The sequence below is a fragment of the Komagataeibacter xylinus NBRC 15237 genome (assembly GCF_001571345.1).
In the GTDB taxonomy this organism is placed as follows: Bacteria; Pseudomonadota; Alphaproteobacteria; order Acetobacterales; family Acetobacteraceae; genus Komagataeibacter; species Komagataeibacter xylinus.
The window spans coordinates 35901-61788 of the sequence record NZ_BCTP01000011.1 but is presented as its reverse complement, the minus strand read 5'-3'; the positions used below and the strand labels follow the sequence as shown (position 1 = coordinate 61788).

24 protein-coding genes are annotated in these 25888 nt (G+C 66.7%); 13 read left to right on the top strand and 11 right to left on the bottom strand.

The genetic code is table 11. The annotated features are described in order from the left end of the window. Positions 1–41 precede the first annotated feature (41 nt). A complete protein-coding gene (gene thrS / locus GXY01S_RS06720; protein WP_061273393.1) occupies positions 42–1976 on the top strand; it encodes a threonine--tRNA ligase in 1935 nt (644 codons plus the stop codon). Positions 1977–2201: 225 nt separating this feature from the next. Beyond that, entirely contained in the window at positions 2202–2723 is a 522-nt protein-coding gene (gene infC, locus GXY01S_RS06715; protein ID WP_061273391.1) for a translation initiation factor IF-3, read from the top strand. A gap of 145 nt (positions 2724–2868) precedes the next feature. Here the strand turns inward: infC and GXY01S_RS06710 are convergent, their stop codons facing one another. The 6 genes from GXY01S_RS06710 to hrpB form a co-directional block, all read right to left on the bottom strand. Then, positions 2869–3618, bottom strand: a complete 750-nt coding sequence (locus GXY01S_RS06710; RefSeq protein ID WP_061273389.1) for an SIMPL domain-containing protein — start codon at positions 3616–3618, stop codon at positions 2869–2871. After that, positions 3615–3950, bottom strand: a complete 336-nt coding sequence (locus GXY01S_RS06705; RefSeq protein ID WP_061273387.1) for a hypothetical protein — start codon at positions 3948–3950, stop codon at positions 3615–3617. The genes GXY01S_RS06710 and GXY01S_RS06705 overlap by 4 nt, the downstream gene beginning before the upstream one ends. A 4-nt stretch (positions 3951–3954) precedes the next feature. After that, positions 3955–5538: a sensor histidine kinase gene (locus GXY01S_RS06700; RefSeq protein ID WP_061273385.1), complete on the bottom strand. Its 1584-nt coding sequence runs from the start codon at positions 5536–5538 to the stop codon at positions 3955–3957. A gap of 159 nt (positions 5539–5697) precedes the next feature. Next, a complete protein-coding gene (locus GXY01S_RS06695) occupies positions 5698–6378 on the bottom strand; it encodes a winged helix-turn-helix domain-containing protein (protein ID WP_061273383.1) in 681 nt (226 codons plus the stop codon). A gap of 31 nt (positions 6379–6409) precedes the next feature. Continuing rightward, the gene (locus GXY01S_RS06690; protein ID WP_061273381.1) at positions 6410–7642 is read right to left on the bottom strand and encodes a S1C family serine protease; all 1233 of its coding nucleotides are present in this window, start codon (positions 7640–7642) and stop codon (positions 6410–6412) included. Positions 7643–7823: 181 nt separating this feature from the next. After that, positions 7824–10382, bottom strand: a complete 2559-nt coding sequence (gene hrpB, locus GXY01S_RS06685) for an ATP-dependent helicase HrpB (protein WP_242501360.1) — start codon at positions 10380–10382, stop codon at positions 7824–7826. Between the two features lie 94 nt (positions 10383–10476). Between hrpB and GXY01S_RS06680 the strand changes: the two genes are divergently transcribed. Further along, entirely contained in the window at positions 10477–12576 is a 2100-nt protein-coding gene (locus GXY01S_RS06680; protein ID WP_061273378.1) for a protein-disulfide reductase DsbD family protein, read from the top strand. 102 nt (positions 12577–12678) lie between these two features. On the opposite strand, the gene GXY01S_RS06675 is transcribed toward GXY01S_RS06680, so the two are convergent. From GXY01S_RS06675 to GXY01S_RS06655, 5 genes are all read right to left on the bottom strand, one after another. After that, positions 12679–13596 (bottom strand): hypothetical protein, encoded by a 918-nt coding sequence (locus tag GXY01S_RS06675; protein WP_061273376.1) that lies wholly within the window; start codon positions 13594–13596, stop codon positions 12679–12681. Between the two features lie 92 nt (positions 13597–13688). After that, positions 13689–14669, bottom strand: coding sequence for an Hsp33 family molecular chaperone HslO (gene hslO, locus GXY01S_RS06670; protein ID WP_061273374.1), 981 nt, complete (start codon positions 14667–14669; stop codon positions 13689–13691). Positions 14670–14702: 33 nt separating this feature from the next. After that, entirely contained in the window at positions 14703–15023 is a 321-nt protein-coding gene (locus GXY01S_RS06665; RefSeq protein WP_061273372.1) for a hypothetical protein, read from the bottom strand. Further along, complete coding sequence (gene argF, locus GXY01S_RS06660; RefSeq protein ID WP_061273370.1) at positions 15020–16006, bottom strand: ornithine carbamoyltransferase; 987 nt, start codon at positions 16004–16006, stop codon at positions 15020–15022. The genes GXY01S_RS06665 and argF overlap by 4 nt, the downstream gene beginning before the upstream one ends. Next, positions 16003–17208: an aspartate aminotransferase family protein gene (locus GXY01S_RS06655; protein ID WP_061273459.1), complete on the bottom strand. Its 1206-nt coding sequence runs from the start codon at positions 17206–17208 to the stop codon at positions 16003–16005. Before GXY01S_RS06655 ends, argF begins: the two co-directional genes overlap by 4 nt. 272 nt (positions 17209–17480) lie before the next feature. Here GXY01S_RS06655 and GXY01S_RS06650 point away from each other — a divergent pair, with 272 nt between their 5' ends. The 10 genes from GXY01S_RS06650 to GXY01S_RS06605 all read left to right on the top strand — a co-directional run bounded on the left by GXY01S_RS06650 (position 17481) and on the right by GXY01S_RS06605 (position 25886). After that, positions 17481–18122, top strand: coding sequence for a regulatory protein RecX (locus GXY01S_RS06650; RefSeq protein ID WP_061273457.1), 642 nt, complete (start codon positions 17481–17483; stop codon positions 18120–18122). Further along, positions 18119–18580 (top strand): CHAP domain-containing protein, encoded by a 462-nt coding sequence (locus GXY01S_RS06645; RefSeq protein ID WP_061273367.1) that lies wholly within the window; start codon positions 18119–18121, stop codon positions 18578–18580. Before GXY01S_RS06650 ends, GXY01S_RS06645 begins: the two co-directional genes overlap by 4 nt. A gap of 129 nt (positions 18581–18709) precedes the next feature. Further along, positions 18710–18955 (top strand): twin-arginine translocase TatA/TatE family subunit, encoded by a 246-nt coding sequence (locus tag GXY01S_RS06640; protein WP_061273365.1) that lies wholly within the window; start codon positions 18710–18712, stop codon positions 18953–18955. Positions 18956–18993: 38 nt separating this feature from the next. Continuing rightward, positions 18994–19617 carry a methylthioribulose 1-phosphate dehydratase gene (locus tag GXY01S_RS06635; RefSeq protein WP_061273363.1) on the top strand — a complete coding sequence of 208 codons (624 nt, stop codon included), beginning with the start codon at positions 18994–18996 and terminating at the stop codon, positions 19615–19617. Further along, positions 19614–20156, top strand: a complete 543-nt coding sequence (locus tag GXY01S_RS06630) for a 1,2-dihydroxy-3-keto-5-methylthiopentene dioxygenase (protein WP_061273361.1) — start codon at positions 19614–19616, stop codon at positions 20154–20156. The genes GXY01S_RS06635 and GXY01S_RS06630 overlap by 4 nt, the downstream gene beginning before the upstream one ends. Before the next feature lie 25 nt (positions 20157–20181). Continuing rightward, a complete protein-coding gene (gene mtnC / locus GXY01S_RS06625) occupies positions 20182–20898 on the top strand; it encodes an acireductone synthase (protein WP_061273359.1) in 717 nt (238 codons plus the stop codon). Then, positions 20895–21854, top strand: a complete 960-nt coding sequence (locus GXY01S_RS06620; protein WP_061273357.1) for a bifunctional riboflavin kinase/FAD synthetase — start codon at positions 20895–20897, stop codon at positions 21852–21854. The genes mtnC and GXY01S_RS06620 overlap by 4 nt, the downstream gene beginning before the upstream one ends. Positions 21855–21950: 96 nt before the next feature. Next, positions 21951–24824, top strand: a complete 2874-nt coding sequence (gene ileS, locus GXY01S_RS06615; RefSeq protein ID WP_061273355.1) for an isoleucine--tRNA ligase — start codon at positions 21951–21953, stop codon at positions 24822–24824. 5 nt (positions 24825–24829) lie between these two features. Further along, positions 24830–25303, top strand: a complete 474-nt coding sequence (gene lspA / locus GXY01S_RS06610) for a signal peptidase II (RefSeq protein WP_061273353.1) — start codon at positions 24830–24832, stop codon at positions 25301–25303. A gap of 94 nt (positions 25304–25397) precedes the next feature. After that, on the top strand, positions 25398–25886 hold the full coding sequence (locus tag GXY01S_RS06605; RefSeq protein ID WP_061273351.1) for a DUF3035 domain-containing protein: 489 nt from the start codon (positions 25398–25400) through the stop codon (positions 25884–25886). The last annotated feature ends 2 nt before the right edge of the window (positions 25887–25888 follow it).

Below are 25888 nucleotides of genomic sequence, written 5' to 3'. Positions count from 1 at the left end.
GCCATTACAGCGCAGTATATTCTTACCGGAGCAATGAAACCATGCCTGCCATAACCCTGCCTGACGGATCCGTTCGCCGCTTTGACGGGGCAGTGACGGGCACTACCGTGGCGCAGTCCATCGGCGCCGGTCTCGCCCGCGCCGCCCTTGCCATGGAAGTGGATGGCAAGCTCATGGATATTGGCCGCGAGATCGACCATGACGCCAGCCTGCGCTTCATCACGCGCAAGGACCCCGAGGCGCTGGAAATGATCCGCCACGACGCCGCCCACGTGCTGGCCGAGGCGGTGCAGTCGCTCTTTCCCGGCACGCAGGTCACCATTGGCCCGTCGATCGAGAATGGCTTCTACTACGATTTCTACCGCAACGAGCCGTTCAGCCCGGAGGATTTCGCCGCCATCGAAAAGCGCATGGGCGAGATCGTGGCCGCGAACGAACCTTTCGTGCGCGAGGCGTGGCCGCGGGAAAAGGCCATCGAATTCTTCGAGAACAGGGGCGAGCGCTTCAAGGCCGAGCTGATCCGCGACCTGCCGGGCGATGAGGAAATCTCGATCTACCGCCAGGGCGAATGGCTGGACCTGTGCCGTGGCCCGCACCTGCGCGGCACGGCCGATGTGGGCCATGCCTTCAAGCTGATGAAGGTGGCGGGCGCCTACTGGCGCGGCGATCACCGCAACCCCATGCTCACGCGCATCTATGGCACTGCCTGGCGCGACCGCAAGGAGCTTGAGGCCCATCTGCACCAGCTTGAGGAAGCCGAGCGCCGCGACCACCGCCGCATTGGCCGCGAGATGGACCTGTTCCACATTCAGGAAGAAGCCGTGGGCCAGATCTTCTGGCACCCCAAGGGCTGGCGGCTTTACACCGTGCTGCAGGACTACATGCGCCGCGCGCAGGACGGCAACGGCTACCAGGAAGTGCGCACCCCCCAGCTCGTTGACCGCGCCCTGTGGGAGGCATCCGGCCACTGGGACAAATACCGCGAGCACATGTTCATCGCCACCGTGGAGGACGAGGACAAGACCCTCGCACTCAAGCCGATGAACTGCCCGTGTCATGTGCAGATCTTCCGCCACGGGCTGCGTTCGTATCGCGAACTGCCGCTGCGCATGGCGGAATTCGGGGCCTGCCATCGTTATGAACCGTCCGGTGCGCTGCACGGCATCATGCGCGTGCGCGGCTTTACGCAGGATGACGCGCATATCTTCTGCACCGAGGACCAGATTGCTGACGAGACCGCGCGTTTCGTGCGCATGCTGGCCGATGTGTACCAGGATCTCGGCTTCGAGCATTTCCGCGTCAAATTCGCCGATCGCCCCGAGCAGCGCGCGGGCGATGACGCGACATGGGACCGCGCCGAGAACGCCCTGAAAGTGGCCTGCGACATGGCGGGCGTGACCTACGAGCACAATCCGGGCGAAGGGGCCTTCTATGGCCCCAAGCTGGAATTCGTGCTGCGTGACGCCATTGGCCGTGACTGGCAGTGCGGCACGCTGCAGGTTGATTACGTGCTGCCCGAGCGGCTCGATGCCTCCTATGTGGGCGAGGATAGCGCGCGCCATCGCCCCGTCATGCTGCACCGGGCCATCCTTGGCTCGTTCGAGCGATTCCTCGGCATCCTGATCGAGCAGCATGCCGGGCGCTTCCCGCTGTGGCTTGCACCTACGCAGGTGGTCGTGGCCTCGATCGTGACCGATGCGGCCGATTATGCCCAGCACGTGACCGACAGCCTGCGCGAGGCGGGGCTGGTGGTGGAAGCCGACCTGCGCAACGAGAAGATCAACGCCAAGATTCGCGAGCACAGCCTGGCGCGCGTGCCGGTCATTCTGGTGGTGGGCCGCAAGGAGGCGGAGGAAAACACGGTGGCCATGCGCCGCCTTGGCGGCAAGACGCAGGAGGTGCTGCCGCTGGAAGAAGCGGTCTCGGCCCTTGCATATGAGGCCCTGCCACCCGATATCCGTCGCAAGCGCGGCTGATTGCCTCTGTCCCGTGCCGGAACTGCATGGCTGTTTTCGCAGGCACGGGGCAAGACAGTACTTGATCTGGGGCGCGTCTTTGCGTCACATATCTTTCCATAATGTAAGGTCATTCCTTGCCCGCGTGTTTTCCATGGCTCCGGCCACGGGGCGCGGGCAGCGGGAATGGCCTTGCCTGCCGTTTGAATGCAACAGTTACAGGAGCTGACCATAGCCAGACCCCCGATGCCCACTCCGCCAAATCGAGAGGGCCCCCGCGTCAATGAAGAGATCCGCGTGCCGCAGGTGCGTCTGATCGATGAAGAGGGCGAGATGCTCGGCATCATGTCCACGCGTGATGCGCTGGCACGCGCCTATGCCGCCGGTCTTGACCTGCTTGAAATCAGCCCGAACGCCGAGCCGCCGGTGGCCAAGGTGCTCGATTACGGCAAGTTCAAATACGAGCAGCAGAAGAAGCGCAACGAAGCGCGCAAGAAGCAGAAAGTCATTGAAATCAAGGAAGTCAAGGTTCGTCCGAACATTGATGAAAATGACTATCAGGTGAAAATGCGCGCGATGAAGACCTTCATCGGCGAGGGCGACAAGGTGAAGGTGACCCTTCGCTTCCGTGGCCGTGAAATGGCGCATCAGGATCTGGGTGTGAAGGTTCTCGAACGTATCCGCGCCGAGATGGATGAACTGGCCAAGGTTGAGCATATGCCCAAGCTTGAAAACCGCCAGATGATCATGGTGCTGGCACCGCGTTGATCCCTTCGCGGGTGTAGAACGCAAAAAAAGCCCGGAGGGATCACCCTCCGGGCTTTTTTATGGATAACAGTTTTTGGTGAAGCCTTTTTCAAAAAGCTCCAGAAGAACGCCGCCTGTTTGAAAAAAGGCGGCGCCCGGAAACTTTTCAGGGCTTCAGGATCACCGTTGCCCGTGCTGTCGCGGTGACATCCTGCTGGCCGGTGGGGGCTTCGGGGGCAGATGCATCGGCCGAGGCCATGCGGGCCATCATCATCATGGGCATGGGGCGGGGGAAGTTCTGCTCCTCCAGCGCGACCGAGCGGATGGAGGCCACCCTGAGCTTCAGCGTCGTGGCCGCCGCCTGCGCGCGGGCCTGCATGTCTTCCAGCGCCAGGGTTTCGGCCTTGCGGGTCAGTTCCGCGCGTCTGGTGCGCGAAAGCGACCAGTCCAGCCGGGTCAGCGCCAGATTCTCGGCCTGGATGCGGCCCACGAGCGGCAGCAGCACCTTGCCGTCGGCTGCCGTCAGGCGCAGGCCCTGCCGCGCCACCCATTGCGGCTTGCGGTTCTGGTGCACATCGCCTTCATCATGATGCACGAAATAGGATTCGGCATTGATCACCAGCCCGTCGGTATGGGCGGTGGCGGCAATGGCCTTGCTGATGAGCGCATTGAGCTGCGCCTGCGCGGCAGCGGCGGTATCGGCCTGCGCCTCGGCGGTGAAGGTGGCGGTCAGTTCATCAGGCGGGGCCTGCACGGTGCCGGTGGCACTCAGTTCGAGTTCGGTGCCATCGGGGCGGGTGGAGTCGGGGGTCTGGGCCATGCCTGCTGCCGGGTGCAGCCCGGCCACCGCCAGGAGGCCGCACAGCGCCACCTTCTGGCTGGCGCGGGCGGGGAATGAAAAACGTGATCTGATCATGAATGCGTGGTCTCCTTGAGTTCGACCAACGCGCGACGCAGCCGTACGATGCCTGAGCGGATATGCCCCTCGCGGCACATGTCAGCGCCCTGCATGCGCAGGCTGTCCACATCCTGCGGCAGGGCGGGGCCGTAGGCATCAATGATGTTGAGCAGCCGGGTGCAATAGGCCTTGGTGTCGCTGGTGATGATCACCGGCTTGTCGCTCCCGCCATCACGCGCGGTCATGATCTGGGGCGTGCCCTCCGGCAGCGCGATCGGCGCGGGTGCTGCGCCGCACAGACAGAAACTCATCACGACGATGGCGGGCGTCACGGAGGATTGCAAGCTCATCACGTTACTCTACGCTACTGTTCGTGTCGTGCTGATGGGGTAATGGTGACGTTTGTGTCATGCCTGATATGTGCGTGGATGAGGACAGATCCTCCTCCGCTTCACTCAGGGCGCTCGCGGCCACGGGCAGGGCGAGCGAAACCGTAAGCCCCGGCGCATGCGAGGAGAGATGCATCTGCCCCCCATGCAGTTGCACGATGGCCCGCACCATCGACAGCCCCAGCCCCGAGCCGGGGGTGTGGCGGGCCTTTTCCGCGCGGAAGAAGCGCTCGGTCGCGCGCGCCATGTCCGCGGCACTCATGCCAATGCCCTCGTCACTGACCGAAAGGTCGAGCATGCCCTCGCCCGTAGGGCCGGCGCGGCGCCCCGGCGCGATTTCGCGCAAGTGCGCGCGCAGGAAGACCGTGCCGCCGGGGGGAGAGAATTTGATGGCGTTATCGAGCATGTTGGCCACGGCCTGCTGCACCAGCGAGCGGTCGCCGTAAAAGAACAGGCGGCCGGGCAGGTCGAGTGCGAGGGCAATGCCATGTTCTTCGGCCACGGCTTCGTACAGGTCGGCCACGTCGCGCAGCACGGGCACGAGGTCAAAGGTCATGAACGCCGAGCGGCGCGCCCCCGCCTCGATCTGGGCAATGCGCAGCAGGGCCTCGAACACGGCGGTCACGTTATCAAGGTCGCCTACCGCGCGCTCGATCGCGCCGCGCAGTTCATCGGGCGTGCTGGCATGGAGGGCGGCATCTTCAAGCTGGGTGCGCGCGCGGGCGATGGGGGTGCGCAGGTCATGGGCAATGGCGTTGGATACCTGCCGCACGCCATCCATCAGGCGCACGATCCGGTCGAGCATTTCATTGATGGCCTCGGCCACCTGGTCCATCTCGTCGCCATTGCCCACAAGCGGCATGCGGCGGCTCAGGTCGCCATGCGCAATGGCGGAGGTGGTGCGCGCCACGGTCTTGACCATGCGGCGGAAGATACGGTGCACCAGCACCGCCCCGCTGATGGCCAGCAGCGTGACCATGACCCACGCCCACAACAGCGAATCGGTCAGCAGGTGGCGCAGGATGCCGCGCGCGCGCACATCGCGCCCCACAAGCAGGCGGTAGCCGCTATCAAGCTGGCCTTCGGTGTGGGTCTGGGCCGTGCCGGGCAGGTTGTAGCCATGAAGCTGGGCCATGCCGCGCAGCCCGGCGCGGGTATCGGGCAGGTTGTACCACCGGTCGGTATGCTCGACCTTGCCGGGCCAGGCGGAGACGTTGCCGGTCAGGTAATTGCCCTGCGGGTCGATGACCAGATAGATCGCGTCATCATCAAGGTTCTGTTCAAGCCGGTCCTCGATGGTCAGGGCCAGCGTGGGCAGGCCACCCATGGCCCAGCGCTCGGCCAGGCCGCGCGCATCGGCGTTGATGGCGGTTTCCACCTGGCGTTCAAGGAACCCGATCGTGCCCCACCACATGAACGACATGAACAGGATGGAAGACAGCGCGAACATGGTGCCATAGGCCAGCGAAAAGCGCAGGCTGGCCGACCGCCACGCCCGCCAGCGCGAGCGACGGGGCAGGTCGGGCGTGGAAAAGGCGGGTGTTGTCATGGCCACCCGCGCAGGCACCAATCATGCGGGCATGACCGGGCCTGGGCCGGGCCTTGCAGGCGCATCCCTGCCGCCGGGGGCCGTGCCGTGCCGTGGGAGGCTGCGCCCTGTGCCAGACAGGGCGCGCGGTTGCTCCCGCAGGGCGCGGCGGGCCGCCTGTTACTCGGCACGCAGCATGTACCCCGCATTGCGGATGGTATGGATGAGTGGCGCGCCAAAGGGCTTGTCCACCTTCTGGCGCAGGCGCGAGACATGCACGTCGATCACGTTGGTCTGCGGGTCGAAATGGTAGTCCCACACGCCCTCGAGCAGCATGGTGCGGGTCACGACCTGGCCTGCATGGCGGGCGAGATATTCCAAAAGGCGGAATTCACGCGGCTGGAGGTCGATCTTCTGCCCCGCCCGGCGCACCGTGCGCGAGAGCAGGTCGATCTCGAGGTCAGCCACTTCCAGCTTGGTCTGGGGCGCGGTCTCGGTGCGGCCCCGGCGGCCGAGGGCCTCGACGCGGGCCAGCAGTTCGCTGAAGGCGAACGGCTTGGTCACGTAGTCATCGCCGCCCGCCTTGAGGCCCTGCACGCGGTCATCCACGTCGGCCAGCGCCGAGAGCAGCAGCACGGGGGTGGCGTTGTTCTGCGCGCGGATGGTCTCGAGCAGGCGCACGCCATCAATGCCGCCGGGCAGCATGCGGTCGAGTATGATCAGGTCGAACTTTTCGCTCACGGCCATGAACAGGCCGTCCTTGCCGTTATCGGTCATCTCGACCAGGTGGCCTGCTTCCTTCAGGCCCTTGGCCACGAAGGAGCGGACGGTGGGGTCATCTTCAACAACAAGAATATGCAAAATGGCCTCGTGTCGGTTGGGGCGGGGTCGGTCAGTCGTCCAGGTCTTCATCGGGGCGGTGGCTTACGCAGGCTTCCAGGCTCATGGTATCGTGGCGGCGGCGGATGTGCAGCGTTACGGTGGAATGCGGCCGCTTTGCCGCGATCGAGCGGATCAGCATGCGCGCGGTGTCGATCGGCTCGTCATTGACTGCCGTAATGACATCGCCAATGCGCAGATGCGCCTTCATGGCCGGGCCATCACGGTCGATTCCCACGATCTGCACGCCACCATGCCCTGCGCCGTCGGCCAGTGTAACACCAAGCCAGCCACGGTCTATATGCCCGTTGAGGCGCAACTCCTCCACAATCGGGGCCACGATCTCCGATGGCAGGCCAAAGCCTATGCCCACCGAGCCGCCGGTGGGCGAGACGATGGCCGTGTTCACCGCTACCACCTGCCCGCCCAGATTGAAGGATGGCCCGCCGGAATTGCCAGGGTTTATGGGCGCGTCGATCTGGAAAAAGTCATCGAACGGGCTGGTGCCGATATCGCGCCCGCGCGCCGAGACGATGCCTGCCGTAACACTGGAGCCAAGCCCGAACGGGTTGCCCGCTGCCATGATCCAGTCACCGATATTGACCAGCCTGCTGTCGCCCCACGGCACGAAGGGCATGGGGTGGGGCGCATGGATCTGGATCACCGCGATATCGGTCAGGTCATCGCTGCCCACCAGGCGGGCGGGGAACTCCGTGCCATCGGAGAGCGAGACGGTAATCTGGTCGGCGCCGCCCACCACATGCGCATTGGTCACGATCACGCCGTCGGGGTCGATCAGGAAGCCCGATCCCGCGCCGAGCAGTTCCTCGCCATGGGCGCGCATGCGCTCGCGGAATTTATGCTCGAACGGCGTGCCCTTCACGCTTGGCGGCAGGGGCTGGCGGGTGGTGGCCTGATGGCTGTCCTGCGCCTGCGATACGGCGATGTTCACCACGGCGGGGCCAACCTGGCGCACCAGGGGGGCGAAGGTCAGCGGCCCGGTCTGCACCACGGGGGGCACCGGCGGCGCGAACAGCGAGGGGCTGGCGGACACGCCCGGCGGGGGGGCTGCCACGGGGGCTGCCACGTCCTGTGCAAGCGCCTCCGTGCCCGCGCCGGTCATGCCCAGCAGCAGGACCGGGAGCAGGCGTGCAGCCGGACGGGCCGTGGCGATCCATGTCATGCCGGGGGGCGGGGGAATGCGTTCATGATGAGACATGTTATCCGAAAAAAGCGGCAATGCCATGTCTGCATGGCATGGTGGGGGCTGATGCATGCGTTTTTAGGGGCGGCCTGACAGGCCCGCGCCATACGGCCTGAAAACCACACGATGTTTCGGATGAGGCTTTTTTCAAAAACCCTCGGGAGAATACTGTTTTTTTGGGAAAAAGTAGCACCCGAAACCTTTTATTATTTTAATCTGCTTCCTACGACCCACGGCGCGGGCGGGGTGGTGGCGGGCTGGCTGTTGCCGGGTTCTCGGGCCAGTCATGGCGGGGGTAGCGCCCACGCATGTCGCGCCGCATGTCCGCCCATGACCCGGCCCAGAACCCGGCAAGGTCCGCCGTGATCGCCTGCGGCCTGCCCGCGGGCGAGAGCAGGGCGATGCGCAGGTCGAGCCTGCCATCGGCCAGGCGCGGGGTCTGGGTCACGCCATAAAAGGTCTGGGCGCGCGCGGCGGCCACCGGCACGGGTTGCAGGTAATCGATCGCGGCGCGGCCACCGGGCAGCTCAAGATGGGTGGGCAGCATGCGGTCCAGCCATTTCAGGCTGGCATGGTCCATGGTGGCGCGCAGCATGGCCAGCAGGTCCATCTCCGCCAGCACGGACAGGCGGTTGACCCCGGCAAGCCACGGGGCAAGCCATGTTTCGGTGGTGGTGGCGAGTGCTGTGTCCGACAGGTCAGGCAGGTCGGGGCGGTCAAGCTGCGCGCGGGCGGTCTCCACCCGCGCCTGAAGCTGGCGGCACGCATCGGACCATGTGAACGTGGCGGCAAGGTTCTGCGCCGCCTGCGCGCAGAGCAGGGCGCAGACCTCATCGGCGCTGGCGGTAACCGTGCGGTCGCGCAGCACGAGGGTGCCCAGCCGCAGCCTGCGCCGGGCCAGCACGCTGCCGGTGGTGGTGTCGAGCGTGGTTTCCACCTGCTCCTTTGCCCGCGCCAGCAGGGTTTGCGGCAGGTTGTCGCGCTCGAGCGGGGCGGCAAGGCAGATCTCGGCAGCCTTGCGCACATGCATGCCGGCCACCGCCAGCAGGGTGCTGCGTGCCAGTTCATCGGTTTTGGAAAGTCGTGCGCTGCCACCGCCCGCCAGCCGGAAGGAACCGACATCGCCGCGCGCCTGCGCCACCCGGTCGGGGAAGGCTGCGGCAATCAGGGCGGCAGGATCGCCCGCTGCCTCGATGTCGCGGCCCAGCCCCAGCCGCCTGCGATACTGGCGGGCGGCATGGCGGATGCGCGAGAGTGCCGCGCGGTCGGCATCGGGGTGGTCGCCACCTGCAATCAGGTCAAGGCGCAGGCGGATATCGGCCGGTGCCGCAGGGGGTGCGCCCCGGTTGCCGCCTGCGGGGCGGCGGGGGCGCAGCGGGTCGCGTTCCTCCAGCAGGGCGGCGATGTCGGCGGCCAGTGCGCGTTCGGGGGGCGTGCGGGCGGCCAGCATCATGGCGGCCAGGCGGGGATGCGCGCCCAAAGCGGCCATGCGCGTGCCCTCACGGGTGATGCGGCCCGTCTCGTCAAGCGCGCCGAGGGCTTCAAGCAGGCTGCGCCCGGCCTCGAACGCGCCATTGGGGGGCGTATCGGGAAAGGGCAGGTCGGCAGGCTCCGTGCCCATGGCCTCCTGCCATGCGGCGGCATCAAGCCGCAGGCCGGTCAGTTCGGCCTCCATCATTTCCGGCTGGTCATGCGGCGGCATGGCGCGGGTGGTCATTTCCGTCCACAGCCTTATGGCGATGCCGGGCGCCACGCGTCCCGCACGGCCCGCGCGCTGGGCCGCCGCCGCGCGCGAGATGCGCACCGTATCGAGTCGCGTCAGCCCCGTGCCCACATCCAGCCGGGGCACGCGGCGGAACCCGCCATCGACCACAATGCGCACGCCCGGCACGGTGAGCGAGGTCTCGGCAATGGAGGTGGACAGGATCACCCGCCTGCGCCCGGCGGGGTGGGGCGTAAGCGCCAGGTCCTGCTCGGCGGGGGGGAGTTCGCCATAAAGCGGCAGCACGTCGGCATCGATGCCGGCAAGGGCGGTACGGGCGCGGTGGATCTCGGCCACGCCGGGCAGGAAGGCCAGCACGTCGCCTTCATCCTGCGCCATGGCCGTGCGGATGGCGGCGGCCATGGCATCGGGCAGGTCGCGGCGGTGCACGAGGTCGCGCGTGGCGTGGCGGATTTCCACGGGGAACATCCGGCCTTCGCTTTCCACGCGCTCGGCATTCATGCGGGAGGCGAGTGCTGCGCCATCCATGGTGGCGGACATGGCCACCAGCCTGAGTTCCGGCCGCAGGCTGCGTTGCAGGTCAAGGCAGAAGGCCAGCGCTGCATCGGCATCGACCGAGCGTTCATGGATTTCATCAAAGATCACGCAGGCCACGCCATCAAGCGTGGGGTCGGACAGCAGGCGGCGCACGAGCAGCCCCTCGGTAATCACCTCGATGCGCGTGCGCTCCGAGGTCGCGCCATCAAGCCGGGTGCGGTAGCCCGCCAGCCCGCCAACCGGCTCCCCCACCAGTTCCGCCATGCGGGTGGCCGCAGCCCGCGTGGCCAGCCTGCGCGGCTCAAGCATGAGGATGCGCCCATCGCCACGCCATGGCGCATCGAGCAGGGCCAGCGGCACCAGCGTGGTCTTGCCCGCACCCGGCGGGGCGACCAGAACGGCGTTGGGTGTGCGCTCCAGTGCGGCCTGAAGGGCTGGCAGGGCCTGAGCCACGGGCAGGGCGGCGGCGTTCTGGGCCACAAGGGCATGCAGCCGGTTTTGCAAGGTTGGGTCGAAAGCCATATCTTCATCTTATGGCGTCGGGCATGGTGGCGGGGCAATCCTTGCCGTGCCGTGTGGCTGCGTTTTTCCTCATCCCCGGTTTTTGGTGGAGTAACTGTCCGTGCCCTTTCTGTGGCTTGTGTCGATCCTGTGCATGTTGGTCACGGCCCTGCCGGTTGCCCGCGCGGCCCAGAGCGACCCCGTAACCTCGACCCGCGCCACCGCCACGCTGGTCACGGATGATGATACCTACAGCCCCGGTCGCGCCCTGCATGTGGGGCTGCGCCTGCAACTTGCCCCCGGCTGGCATACCTACTGGCTCAACCCCGGCGATGCGGGCGATGCGCCTACCCTTGTGGTGAACGCGCAGGGCGGGGCCACCGGGCAGGCCAGCACCATTGAATGGCCCACGCCGCGCGTGCTGCATGACGGGCCGCTGACATCCTATGCCTATACCGGCGACGTGCTGCTGCCCGTCACGCTCACCCCCGTGGCGGGCGAGAATGATGGCCCGCTCACGCTCAATGCCGTGGCGGACTGGCTTGTCTGTGCCGAGGTGTGCGTGCCCGAGCACGGCACGTTCAGCCTGAGCCTGCCGCGTGGGGCATCCCTTCCCTCGGCGCAGGCCGCAGCCTTTGCGCAGGCGGCGGCGGCCCGGCCCGTGGCCTCGCCCTTTGCGGCCAGGGTCTCGCCTGAAGGAACCATGCAGTTGCGTGGGCGCGAACTTTCGCCCGACAGCGTGCGTGATGCCTGGTTCATGCCCGAGGTGGCAGGCGCGATCGATCAGGATACCCCGCAGGCGCTCACGGTGCGCGATGGCGTGGTGCAGCTTGCGCTCCATCCGGGGCCGGAATTCCATGGTGGCGCCAACCTGTCCGGCATCGTGGTACTGCGTGACGGCATGGGGCGCGAGCGCGGGTTGCAGGTCAGGCCGGAGCCGGGAAAGGTCGAGGCCCTTGCAGCACCTGTGGCGGCACCGAGCGCGCGGGCCAATGTGGGCGTGCTGCTGCTCATGGCGTTTGCGGGCGGCGTGATCCTGAACCTCATGCCCTGCGTCTTTCCCGTGCTGGCCATGAAGATCCTCGCCCTTGAGCGCATGGCGCGCGGGGCGCGGGGGGCTGCGCTGGCGGGGGCCGCGGCTTATGGCGCGGGCGTGGTCGTGTCCTTTGTGGCCCTTGGTGGCGCTATCGCGGCCTTAAGGGTGGCAGGGCACGAGGCGGGGTGGGGGTTCCAGTTCCAGTCCGTGGGGTTCGTGACCGTCATCTGCCTGCTGCTGTTTGCTGTAGCCCTCAACCTGCTGGGCGTGTTCACCATCGGGCTGCGGCTGATGGGTGTGGGCAGCAGCCTGCCTGCCCATGCCGGTGATTTCCTGACCGGGGTGCTGGCGGTGGTGCTGGCCTCGCCATGCACGGCACCGTTCATGGGGGCAGCGGTGGCGGCTGCCCTTGCGGCGTCACCCGTGATCGGAGTGGTGGTGTTTGCCGCCCTTGGGCTGGGGCTTGCCGCCCCCTATCTTGTGCTCGCCGCCATGCCCGGCCTGCTGGCGTGGCTGCCCAAACCGGGCCGGTGGATGGAAACGGTGCGCAACCTGCTGGCCCTGCCGGTGCTGGCCACCTGCGTGTGGCTGGGCTGGGTGGCGAAGCTGGAAGGCGGCATGGATGCCCTCACCGTGCTGGGCGTGGGGCTGGTGCTGGTGGCAGTGGGTTGCTGGAGCCTGCGGCGCGCCAGCCATCTTGACCTGCGCGATGCCATGGCGGGGCGGGCAGGAGTATACCGCGCGGTGGCGACATTGAGCCTGCTTGCAGCCTTCGTAGGTGGTGCCGTGCTACCGCCCGCCACGCTGCATGACCGGGGCACTGCGCGGGTGGCCGATGGCAGTTCCGCCTATTCACCCACCCGCCTGGCCGAATTGCGCAGGCAGGGGCGGCCCGTCTTCGTGGACATGACGGCGGCGTGGTGCATCTCATGCCTGGTCAACGAGCGCGTGGCCCTGTCGAGCCAGAGCGTGCAGAAGGCTTTTGCCCGGCGGGGCATTGTGTACATGAAAGGTGACTGGACCCTGCGCGATGCGGCCATTACCGCCTTTTTGCAGGCCCATGGGCGCGACGGGGTGCCGTTCTACGCCTATTACCCCGCCCACGGGGGGGAAGTCATCCTGCCCGAAATCCTCACCCCCGCCATCGTACTGGACACGATTGCGCCTGCCGGGAAATGACCCGCGCAGGCAGAACAGAGAAAAGTGTTTGGTAAAGCTTTTTTCAAAAATCTTTGAAAGAACACCGCCTTTTTGAAAAAAGGCGGTGCCCGAAAACGCTTCTTACTGGCCCGTGCCGCCCGGCAGGCTCAGGGTGCCCGGCGGCGGTGAGCGCAACTGCGGGGTCGGGGTGGCGGTATCGCTGCCTTCGGATGAATACCCTTCGGGGAAAATCGCATCCGGTTCCTCATGGACGGCCCTGGGCCGCGCGGGTGCGGGCGCCGCTGCCGGGGTGGTGGCGGCTTCCGGGTGGTCATCGGTCGGGCCGCCGCCAATGGTCATGGTATCCGCCCCGGTGGCCGGGCTGGCGGGGGTGGTGGTGACGGCGGGCGTATCGCCATCAAGCGGCTGGGCGGCCACGCTGCCCGGTGCCTGCGGCGTGACCAGCCAGTTGCCAAGGTTGGTGCGGATCTGGCTTTCCAGCTCCTGGTTCATGTCCTGCAACATGAGGTTGGTCAGGGTGTTCAGGTTCTGGGGCGTGTCGCTGTTGCCGTGCTTCTTCTTGGGGTCGAACGAGCGGGTGACCTGGGCTACGGCATAGCCGGTGCGGCGGCCATCGGCGGAGGTCACGTCCAGATGCACGTTCAGTTGCCCGTCAAGGATGCCGCCCGGCTCGTGCAGGATGGACACACGGTCGATGGTAAACGTGCCGCTGCCCTCGCTGCCTGCGGCGAGCAGCCGGTCATGCGCGAGTTGCTTAAGCAGGTCATCGGGCGGATTGGGCGCGCGGCCCGACAGGTCGCCCGGCACCAGGCCCGGTCCGCCCCGGTCCACCACCGATATGGAGGCCACATTCAGGCTCAGCGGCGGCTCATCGCCATATTGCGGCCCGGCAAAGGTGGTCGGCTCGTCATGATGGTGGCGGCTGTAGGCGGGCGCGCTGACCGCAGTGAGCGCAATGAGGGGCAGGCCAGCGGCCAGCACCACGCGCAGGCTGCGGCGGAACGACAGGGTGCTAAGCGGCGAACGGTTCGGTCGCATGGATATATCCCGATAACGGCTGGCGCACGCGGCGCGGTCGGTCGATCAGGAGTATGATCGTGCCATGTTCCGCGCCGGGCGCATAGGGGCTGTCAGGCGGTCTTGCCGCTGATCTCGCTGCGCTGGAAGTGGAAGTCATGGTTGCAGAACTGGCAGTTCATGGTGATTGTGCCATCCTTGGCCATGTGGTCGAGGTCATCGAGTGGAAAGGTTTCCAGCAGGCTCGACAGTCGCGCGCGCGAGCAGCGGCAGCCAAAGGCCAGCGCGCGGGGCTGGCCCGTAATCAGCCCCTCGGCATGGAACAGGCGGTACAGCAGGTCGGCCGAGCCAAGCCGGTCATCAAGCACTTCACGCGCGGTCAGCGTGGTGGCGAGTGTGATCGCGGTCTCCCACGCATCATCGCCTTCCTCGGGCGTTACGTCGGATTCGATGCCGCCGCCCATGGCGATCTTTTCCATCACCAGCGCGCCCGCGCGCCAGCCGGCTTCCGTCTTGTCACAGAACAGCTTGACCCAGCAGGCATGCTGCTCGGAGGTGGCGAAGTAATGCGTCGCCATCTCAGACAGGCTTTCCCCGTTGATCTCGACAATGCCCTGATGGATGTCGGTATCGGGCCCCTGGTCCACGCTGAAGGCGATGTAGCCCTTGCCCAGCAGGTCGCTTGTCGTGGGGTTGGGATTGGCCTTGAGCAGTGCGGCCACCGCCTCGTCATCGGATCGGGCATGAAAGCGCAGCGCGCCCGCATCGGTGCAGTCGGCCAGCAGCAGGCCCAGCGGGCCATCACCCTTGGCCTGCAGCGAGAACGACCCCTGGAACTTCAGCGCCGAGGCGAGTGCCGCCACCAGTGCCAGTGCCTCGCCCGCAAGGCGGAGCACGCAGTCGGGGTTGTCATGGCGGGTCAGCAGCATGTCGGTCAGCACGCCGGGCCGCACGAGGCGGCCGCGCACGGGCCGGTTGTCAAGATAGAACGGCACCACGCCCTGCGGCACGACCAGATCGGGCGTGTCGGGGTGGCTGGTGTCGAGAAAGGCGGGGGAGGAAATATTGGAGGTCATGGTACAAACCCGCTTCATCACGCCCTGCCATTGCAGCGGGGCGCTGGGAAATCAGAGGTTGGCGGTAATATCCGCCTCCAGCGCAGCAAGGCGCTGGTCAAGGTCTTCAAGCCGGGCGGCTGGCAGCAGGCCCGCGTTTTCCACAGCACTTATGGCCTGCTGGCGGCAGCGGTCATGCTCCATGTCCAGGTCCTGCGTGCGGCCCGCGCCGGCAAGGCAGTCCAGATAGGCATCGCGGATGGTATCAAGCTGCCCGTCATGCACCGGTAGCGCCGCGAAAATGTCACGCACGCTCTTTTCCGCCCAGCCGGGCACCTCGGGTGTCTCTTCGGTGCCGGTGGGCAGGGCGGGCTGTTCGGCGGGGCCGGTCATGGGTTGGGTTCCTTTCCATATTGCTGCCAGTCCGCGCCACACAGCGCCCAGACCAGAATGCCCTTTTGCGCGTGCAGGCGGTTCTCCGCCTCATCGAACACGACGGAGCGGGGGCCTTCAAACACGTCTTCGGTCACTTCCTCCCCGATATGGGCAGGCAGGCAGTGCAGGAAAAGGGCATCGGGGGCGGCATGCGCCATCAGCGCCGCATCAACCCGGTAGGGCTCGAAGGCGCTGACCCGCTGGTCGGATGCCTTGTCGGACATGCTGACCCAGGTATCGGTAATGATCGCGTCCGCGCCTTTTACCGCCGTAACCGGGTCGGTCGTGACCGTGATGTCGGCGCCATGTTCGCGTGCCCAGGCCACGGCGGCGACCGAGGGCGCATGGGTGGATGGCGTTGCCAGCCGCAGGCTGAAGCCGAACAGGGCGGCCGCCTCGATGAAGGAGGTGGCGACATTGTTGCCATCGCCCACCCAGGCCAGCGTGCGGCCTTTGATCGGGCCAAGATGTTCCTCGAATGTCATGATGTCGGCCATGATCTGCACGGGGTGCGAATCCGGCGTCAGGCCATTGATGACCGGCACGCTGCTCCACCGTGCCAGCTCGCGCAGGTTCTCGGTCCTGCCGGTACGCAGCACGATGGCATCGACAAAGCGCGAGAGCACGCGGGCGGTATCGGCAATGCTCTCGCCACGCCCGAGCTGCATGTCAGATGGCGCAAGCAGCACCACGTTGCCGCCAAGCTGCTGCATGCCCACTTCAAACGACACGCGCGTGCGCGTGGAGGGCTTGGAGAGCATCAGCCCCAGCGCGCGGCCACGCAGCGGCAGGGCGGGGTGCAGGGGGCGTGCCCGGTGGTCCTGCATGCGCTTGATGCCGGTGGCCACGTCGAGGATGGCGCGCAGCGTTGCGGCGTCAATTTCCTTGAGGTCAAGGAAATGGCGGGGCGTGACATGGGTGGGGGTGCGTAGCGCGTTCATGCCACATTCTCCGCATTGGTGGCCGCGATGTGGGCGCGCACGCACGCAGCCGCCCGGTCCAGCATGGACAGGGCCGCAGCACAGTCGGCCTCGGTCACGGTCAGGGGGGGGAGGAGGCGCAGCACGTTGTCGCCCGCCGTCACGCACAGCATGCCTTCGCCCACGGCCGCGTTCTGCACCAGCGCCACGTCGGGCCTGCATTTGAGGCCAATGAGCAGCCCGATGCCGCGATGGGCGGTGAAGATGTCCGGATGGGTTGCGATCAGGTGGTCAAAGCCTGCGTCAAGCTGTGCCGCCCGCGCCTGCACGCCTTCAAGGAAGCCGGGGGCGAGGATGATGTCGAGCACCGCGTTGGCGGCGGCGCAGGCCAGTGGGCTGCCGCCAAAGGTGGTGCCGTGGCTGCCCGGTGTCATGTGCTTTGCAATGGTCTCGGTGGTCAGCACCGCGCCCATGGGGAAGCCGCCCGCAATGCCCTTGGCGGTGGACAGGATGTCAGGGGTTATGTCCGACCATTCATAGGCGAACAGGCGGCCGGTCCGGCCCATGCCGCACTGCACCTCGTCCACGCCCAGGAACAGGCCGTATTCATCGCACGCCGCCCGCAATTCGCGCATGAAGCGCGGGTTGGCCACATGGATGCCGCTCTCGCCCTGCACAGGCTCGATCATGATGCCCGCCGTCTCGGCGCCGATGGCGTCGCGCACGGCGTTCATGTTGTTGAGCGGCACGTGGTCGAAGCCTTCCACCCGCGGGCCGAAGCCATCGAGGTATTTGGCGTTGCCGGTGGCGGACAGGGTTGCCAGCGTGCGCCCGTGAAAGGCGCCGTTGAAGCAGATGATGCGCGTGCGCTCGGGGTGGCCGGACTTGGCCTGCGCGCGGCGGATCATCTTGATCATGCCTTCATTGGCTTCCGCGCCCGAATTGCAGAAGAAGGCGCTATCGGCAAAGCTGTTGGCCACCAGCCGCTCGGCCAGCCTTTCCGCCTGCGGCACGCGATACAGGTTCGAGACATGCATGACGCGCTGCGCCTGCTGCGTTATGGCCTGCACCAGATGCGGGTTGTTGTGCCCGACCGAGGAGGTGGCGATGCCAGAGCCGAAATCGAGGAATCGTCGCCCATCCACCGTGTACAGCCAGGCACCGTCGCCACGCTCGAAAGCGAGGTCGGCGCGATTGTAATTCGGCATCAGGGCGGAAATCATGGAATGGCCTTGTGATTTCAGTTCAAAGAAAAAAGAATGATGGTCCAGAAACGAAAATAACCCACCGCGCGGGGTGGGCATCTTTTCAGTCCCTGCTTTTTCCGGTCCGCATGCGGGGCCTTCGCTCGCCGCGCGGGGGGCCGGAAAGGCGGAAGAATATGGCGCAATGGGCCGAAATGCAACCTTCAGCGCCATTTCCACCCCGCATTGAGGCCATGCCTGCCATACGGCCATAGGCGCGCGCGGGCTGATTGTGGCATACTCTGCGCATCATGGTGGCCCGTCCTTCCCGTTCCGCACCCCGTCCGCTGCCGCCCGCGCCCGATGGGGCTGCGCTGCGCGCGGTGGCACTTGCCTACCTGGCCCGCTTCTCGGCCACGCGGGCGGGGGTGACGCGGGTGCTGACCCGCCATGTCGAGCGCTGGGCACGCCGCGCGGTCGATGGCGGGATGGACGCCGAGGAAGCCGCCCGCGCCGTGCAGCCCGCCCGCGCCCGCATTGCGGGCATCGTGGCCGACATGGAGGGGCTGGGCGCGGTCGATGATGCCCGTTTTGCCGAATTCCGCGCCCGCTCCCTGGCCCGCGCCGGCCGCTCGCGCCGCATGGTCGCCGCCCATCTGAGCGCGCGCGGCGTGGATGAGGCGACGGCAGGGGTGGCGGTGGAGGAAGCGCTGGGCGCGCGCGATGGCGAGGGGCGCGAGACCGAACTGGCCGCAGCCCTTGTCTTCATCCGCAAGCGCCGGGCTGGGCCTTTCCTGCGGGCCGATGCCGATGAAGCGGAGGTGGCCCTGCGCCACCGCCGCGCGATGGATGCCATGGCGCGCGCGGGCTTCACGCGTGATACGGCATGCGCGGCGCTGGATATGGACCGTGACGAGGCGGAGGACAGGATCATGCGTATGAGGATGGCGTGAGGCGCGTGCTGGCGCGCGGGGCGGCGGGGCTGTCGCTCCTGTCGCTCGCGGCCTGTGCGGGGGGCAGCGGGCAGGGCTGGCACGGCGCGGTGCAGTGCGCGCCCTATGCGCGGCAGGTGACCCATGTGCAGTTGCGTGGCGATGCGGCCTCATGGTGGGGGCAGGCGCAGGGGCATTACCCCCGCACGCATGTGCCCCATGCGGGGGCGGTGCTGGTGTTCAGGGCCACGGGCCGCCTGCCTGACGGGCATGTCTCGGTCGTGCGCCAGGTGCGCAGCCCGCGTGAGGTCGTGGTGGACCAGGCCAACTGGGTGCCCGGACGGGTGGGCCACGGCGAGCCTGTGGTCGATGTATCGGGGCGCAATGACTGGTCGCAGGTCAAGGTCTGGTGGTCCCCCATTCACGCGATGGGCAAAACCGTCTATCCTGCCTATGGGTTCATCCTGCCACGGGGCTGAGTGGCGTGCGGCAGGGGTGCTTGCATATCATGCGCTCTCCCCTCACATAGGCGGGGAGGGCAGGCCGCTTCCATGCGGGAGGGCGGCCAACACGGCATTTTGCGTCATGGACGCGGATCGAGGGATGCGATGGGTAGCTTGAGCTGGGGACATTGGCTGATCGTACTGGCAGTGGTGCTGGTACTGTTCGGCGGCGGCGGCAAGATCAGTTCGCTCATGGGTGACATGGCGCGCGGGATCAAGTCGTTCAAGAAGAACATGGCCGATGACGAGCCGCACGAGCCCGTGGCCTCCGGCCACATCCAGGGGCCGGGCAAGGAAAAGGACGCAACCTTTACCGAAGCGCCGCAGCCTTCCACCAATAACGTGAAATGACGCGGCTTTCCGATCACGCGGGTGGAAAGCGCTAAAGCATGACGCAGGCCGTTTTCCCCGCAGGGGCCTATTGCCGTGCGGTGGAGCGCATCATTGCCGCGGGCCAGCGCATGGACCGTTTTGGCTGGGTGCCCGCCACGGCAGGCAACATCAGTATCCGCCTGCCTGATGGCAACCTCGCCATCACGCGTTCGGGCGGGCACAAGGGGCTGCTCGGGCCGGATGGGGTGATCTGCGTCGATCCGCAGGGGCGCCCGCTTGCCCAGGGCGACCGGCCAAGTGCCGAGACATTGCTGCACTGCCAGGTCTATGCGCATGACCCGGCGGCAGGCGCCGTGCTGCATGGGCACTCCGTCGCCTCCACCGTGCTGTCGATGGCAGGCGGCGACGCGCTGGTGCTTGAAGGCTACGAGGTGCAGAAGGTCTTTGCCGGGCAGGACACGCATGCCGCCCGCGTAACCGTGCCCATATTCGACAATGACCAGGACATCGCCCGCCTCGCGCGCGTGGTGGCCCCGCATCTTGATGGCATGCGCGCGGGCTACATCATCCGTGGGCACGGGGTGTATGTGTGGGGGGCGGACATGGACATGGCCCTTGCGCGGCTCGAAGGGCTTGAGTTCCTGCTCGCCTGCGAACTGGAAAAAAGGAAGCTCCCATGAGCCGCCTCAATGTCTATGCCGACAACAATCCCGGCACGCCCATCATTCACCTGACCGACCCCGCCCGCATCGCATCCGAGCTTGCGCCCATCGGCGTGCGCTTCGAGCGGTGGAACAGCCCGGTCACCCCCGATCGCCCGGCCCCCGAGGCCGAGGTGCTGGCCGCCTACCGCCCCTATCTCGACCAGTTGATGGGCGAGACGGGAGCGGGTTCCGCCGATGTGCTGCGCGTGGGGCCGGAAACACAGGGCTGGGCGGAGGCGCGGCGCAAATACCTGTCCGAGCATACGCATGGCGAGGACGAGGTGCGGTTTTTCGTGCACGGGCAGGGTGATTTCATCCTGCATGTAAACGGCCGCGTCTATGACGTGCGCTGCACGGCGGGCGACCTGATCTCGGTGCCCGCGGGCACGCCGCACTGGTTTGATGGCGGCGAGACGCCCGATTTCGTAACGCTGCGCATCTTCACCAACCCCGATGGCTGGATCGCGCGCTATACCGGCAGTGACATCGCAGCCAGCTTCCCCGCGGAAGCCTGAGCCGCACCCGAAGGAGAACAAGACCGTGACCCAGGCCACGCAGCCGCCATTACGCGCGGTGCTGCTGGATATCGAGGGGACGACCATTCCGGTTTCCTTCGTCCATGCGACCCTGTTCCCCTATGCCCGCAAGGCGCTGCCTGCCCTGCTGCGCACCCATGCGGATGACCCCGTGGTCAAGGCCCAGATCGCGGAAATCGCGCGGCTTGCCCCCGGGGTTTCGCCCCTGCGCCAGCTTGAGGCATGGATGGACGCGGATGCCAAGGTGGCGCCGCTCAAGGCATTGCAGGGCATGGTCTGGGCGCAGGGCTATGCCGAGGGCGCGCTCAAGGCGACCCTTTACCCTGACGTGGTGCCCGCCCTGCGCTGCTGGGCGGCGGCGGGGCTGTCGCTTGCGGTCTATTCCTCCGGCTCGGTCGCGGCGCAGAAGCTGATCTATGGTCATACGACAGAAGGCAACCTGAGCAGCGTGTTCGTGGGGTTTTACGACCTGCAGATGGGCGGCAAGCGCGATGCCGAAAGCTATCGCCGCATCCTCGACGCCGCGCGCTGGCAGGCGGGCGATGTGCTGTTCCTGTCCGATGTGGTGGCCGAGCTTGACGCGGCGGCACAGGCGGGCCTGCGCACCTGCCAGATCGTGCATGCGCAGGACGGTACGCAGCCCGGCACCACGCACCCGGTGGCAGGCTCGCTGGCCGAGGTGGCGCAGCGTTTCGGCCTGCCGCACCCGGAGGTGGCATGAAGGCGCGGCTGCATACCGACTGGCGGCACACCCCCGATAGCGCGCGGGGATGCGTGGCGGCGCTGGGCAATTTTGACGGCGTGCATCTGGGCCATGCCCATCTGGTCCATGCGCTGCATGCCGCCCGCCCCGAGCGTGAACTGGCGGTGGTGACTTTCGAGCCGCACCCGCGCGAACTCTTCCGCCCGCAGGACCCGCCCTTTCGCCTGACCCTGCCCGAGGAGCGCTTTGCAGCCCTTGCCGCCCTTGGGGTCAGGCATGTGTTCCAGATCGGGTTTGACCCGGAATTCAGTGCCATGAGCGCCGAGCATTTCGTCACCCGCGTGCTGCATGAAGGGCTTGGCCTGCGCCATGTCGCCTGTGGCATGGATTTCGCCTTTGGCCACCGCAGGCAGGGCAATGTCGATTTCCTGACCGGGCAGACCGAGGCGCTGGGCATCGGGCTGACCGTGGTGCCGCCGCTTTCCGATTCGCTGGGGCCGTATTCCTCAAGCCGCATCCGCAGGCTGTTGCAGGATGGCTACCCCGAGCGCGCGGCGGAGGAACTCGGGCGCCCATGGTCGATTCGCGGCGTGGTGCAGCATGGCGACAAGCGTGGCCGCCTGCTTGGCTTCCCCACGGCCAACATCGCCCTTGGCCGCCACCTCGAACCCGCGCGCGGGGTCTATGCCGTGAGCGTGCGCCTGCCCGATGGCCGGGTCTGCCCCGGCGTTGCCAATATCGGCCGCAGGCCCACCATCAATGACGGGCAGGAAAGCCGGCTGGAAGTGCACCTGCTCGGCTTTGATGGCGACCTGTATGGCCAGACCCTGTCGGTGGCGCTGCATACGCTGCTGCGCGCCGAGCGCCGGTTTGACGGGCTTGATGCGCTCAAGGCGCAGATCGCGCGTGATTCCGCGCAGGCCAGCGCCTGGCTTGCCCTGCACCAGACAGGCGGCCCACCTGCCAAGGCTTGACCGCGCCGCGCCGCCGCACTCATAAGGTTGCGCCCCTAGATGTTGCGCCCCCGGGGGGCAACTGAACTTTCCCCTGCCAGAAGAACAGAACAGGCCATGTCCGAGTCAAAACCACAGGATCTCTATCGGGAGACGGTCTTCCTGCCGACGACCTCCTTCCCCATGCGTGGCAACCTGCCCCGGCGGGAACCCGAGATTCTGGCGGGGTGGGACGGCGAAAAGCTCGATGCGCGCCTGTTCGAGCAGGCCAGGGGGCGTGACGTGTTCATGCTCCATGATGGTCCGCCCTACGCCAACGGCCACCTGCATATCGGCCACGCGCTGAACAAGATCCTCAAGGACGTGATCAACCGCGCTCACCGCATGGCGGGCTACGGCATCCATTACGTGCCGGGCTGGGACTGCCACGGCCTGCCGATCGAATGGAAGATCGAGGAGGAATACCGCAAGCGCGGGCAGGACAAGGACAGCGTGCCCGTGCTGCAGTTCCGCGCCGAGTGCCGCGCCTATGCCCAGAAATGGCTCGACACGCAGGCTGCCGAGTTCCGCAGGCTGGGCGTGCAGGCGGAGTGGGCGAACCGCTACGCCACCATGGATTTTTCGTCAGAGGCGGCGATTGCGGGCGAGATCGGCAAGTTCCTGCTTAACGGCCTGCTGTATCGTGGCCTGCGCCCGGTCATGTGGAGCCCGGTTGAAAAGACCGCGCTGGCCGAGGCCGAGATCGAATACCGCGATCACGAGTCCACCGCCATCCACGTGGCCTTCCCCTTCGTGACCGACCCGACGCCCGCGAAGGCGCTCGAAGACGTGGCGGCCGTGATCTGGACCACCACGCCGTGGACCATTCCCGCCAACCGCGCCATCGCTTACGGCCCCGACATCACCTATGCCGTGGTGCGGGTTGATGGCGTGAGCGAGAGTGCGACCCTGGAGCCCGAAGCAAAGGTGCTGGTGGCCGAGGATCTGATCGCGCCCTTCTGCGATGCTGCTGGCGTTACGGCCCACCACGTTCTTTACACCCTGCCGGGCAGTGCACTGGAAGGCGCGATCTGCGCCCATCCGCTGCGCGGGCAGGGCTACGATTTTGACGTGCCGCTGCTGCCCGGCGACCACGTCACCACCGAGGCGGGCACCGGCCTCGTGCATACCGCGCCCGCCCATGGCGAGGACGACTTCAACCTTGGTCGCGCCCATGGCCTGGAAATCACCGAACTGGTGATGGATGATGGCCGCTACGCCGACTATGTGCCGCTCTTTGCCGGTGGCCATGTGTTCAAGGCCGCCGAGCCGGTGTGTCAGGCCCTGCTTGAGGCCATGCAGCGTGCCGTGAGTGCTGGCACCGCGCCGTGCGGGCTGGTGGCGCGGGCGGTGCTGGTGCATTCCTACCCGCATTCCTGGCGCTCGCGCGCGCCGATCATCTATCGCGCCACCCCGCAATGGTTCATCCGCATGGATGGCGAGGGGCACCTGCGCGACCGTGCGCTGGCAGCCCTTGAGAAAGTGACCTTCGTGCCCGCGCAGGCGCGTAACCGCCTGACCTCGATGGTGGCAGGGCGGCCCGACTGGTGCATCAGCCGCCAGCGCGCTTGGGGCGTGCCCATTGCCGTGTTCGTGGAAAAGCGCACCGGCGAGGTGCTGCGCGATAAAGAGGTGATGGAGCGCATTGTCACCGCCTTCCGCGCGGAAGGGGCGGATGCGTGGTACAGTTCGCCCGCCTCGCGCTTCCTTGGCGAAGGCCGCAACCCCGATGATTACGAGCAGGTGTTCGACATCGTGGATGTGTGGTTCGAGAGTGGCTCGACCCATGCCTTCGTGCTCGGTCATGGCGACATGCCCTTCCCCGCCGACCTGTATCTTGAAGGCTCGGACCAGCATCGCGGCTGGTTCCAGTCCTCGCTGCTCGAAAGTGTCGGCACGCGCGGCGTAGCCCCCTACAAGGCGCTGGTGACCAACGGCTTCGTGCTCGATGAGCAGGGCCGCAAGATGTCGAAGTCGCTGGGCAATGTCATTGCGCCGCAGGATGTCAATGACAGCCTTGGCGCCGATATCCTGCGCCTGTGGGTCATGAACTCGGACACCAACGAGGACCTGCGCATCGGCAAGGAAATCCTCAAGCAGCAGGGCGAGCTTTACCGCCGCCTGCGCAACACGCTGCGCTGGCTGCTCGGCGCACTCGACGGCTTTACCGAGGCCGAGCGCGTGCCCTACGGTGAACTGCCCGAGCTTGAGCGCTGGGTGCTGCACCGCATGACCGAACTCGGCGGCCTCGTGGCCCGCGCGGTGGAAACGCATGAATGGGTGGGCGTGTACCCCGCGCTGCACGGCTTCTGTGCTGCCGACCTTTCGGCCTTCTACTTCGACGTGCGCAAGGACACCATCTACTGCGATGGCCCCCACAGCCTCAAGCGTCGCGCGGCCCGCACCGTGCTCGACCACCTGCACCGCAACCTGTGCGCATGGCTGGCCCCGGTGCTGGTGTTTACGGCGGAGGAAGCCTGGCTGGCCCGCCCCGGCAATACCGAGAGCGTGCACCTGCAATCCTTCGCGGAACTGCCCACCGGGTGGAACGACCCCGAACTGGGCGAGCGCTGGGCCATGCTGCGCGCCGTGCGTCGCATCATCACCACCGAGATCGAGACCGCGCGGCGCGACGGGCTGGTCAAGTCCTCGCTGCAGGCAGCGCTTGAACTGCCCCTGTCGGAGGCGGAAGCGGCGCGGTTTGCGGGCGTGGACTGGGCGGAACTCAGCATTGTCTCGCAGGCCGATGTGACGGTGGTGGCGGGCAGCGGCTCGATCTATCTGGGCGAGGACGAGGCGCAGGAGGGCACCCCCCACGGCATTCCCACCATCAGCGTGGCCACGGGCCATAAATGCGCGCGCTGCTGGAAGGTGCTCGATGAAGTGGGGCAGAACGCCATTCACCCCGAGCTGTGCCTGCGTTGTGTCGATGTGGTGCAGGGCAAGGCATAGCCGCGATGAACAACCGCGTTCTGGGTGCCGCCTGCCTGCTCGGCGCGCTGGTGGCCGATCAGGCCAGCAAATACTGGATCCTCAACATCTACGATCTGCCAGCGCGTGAAAGCGTGCCGGTGCTGCCGGGCCTGAACCTGACCATGGTGTGGAACCACGCCATCACCTTTGGCATGCTGGGGGGCGCGGGGGCTGCCGGCCGCATCATTTTCTCGCTCGCGGCGCTGCTGATCGTGGCGGGGCTGGGCGTATGGATGGCGCGCACCCGGCGGCAATGGGTGGCGGTGGCGCTGGGCATGGTCATGGGCGGGGCGATTGGCAACGTCATCGACAGGCTGCGTTTTGGCGCGGTGGTCGATTTCATCCATGCCCATGCCTATGGCTGGTCATGGCCGGTGTTCAACATCGCCGATGCGCTGATAGATTGTGGCGTTGCGATCCTGATCATCGACAACCTGCGTGATCGCGATGCAAACTAAAGTGGATGCGGCGCGCACATGCTTGCCGAAGCGTTCCACTCACGGTAATAGGCGAGATATGGCGATTTCAGCTCTCAGACCCCTTTCATGTGCATTGCTTGTCTCCAGTGGCTTCATGCTCTCGGGGTGCACGGGTGCCGATGTGTCGCGCGCGTTCGGGCTCGAGCGCAGCCTGCCCGACGAATACACCGTCACCACCCGCGCGCCCCTGTCCATGCCGCCATCGGATGAACTCGGTGCGCCCAACAGCAATGCGGTCCAGCGCGCGCAGGACACCAATCCGCGCATGCAGGCGCTTGAAACCCTCTCGCCCAACGTGGCGCTGCAGGGGGCTGATGGCACGGGCAGCGTGGGGCAGACCGCCCTTGTGGGTCAGGCACAGGAAGCCGCGAACGAGCCCGACAAGGGCGAGATGGGCCGGGCTGACACCAGCTTTGTGGACAAGCTGATGTTCTGGCATGGCGGCGGGGCAGGGAACCTGGTCAATGGCAAGGCGGAAAACGCCCGCCTGCGTGAGGATTCGGCCCTTGGCCGCAACCTGACCCAGGGGGCAACGCCCACCGTCAGCGGCCCGACCAAATAAGA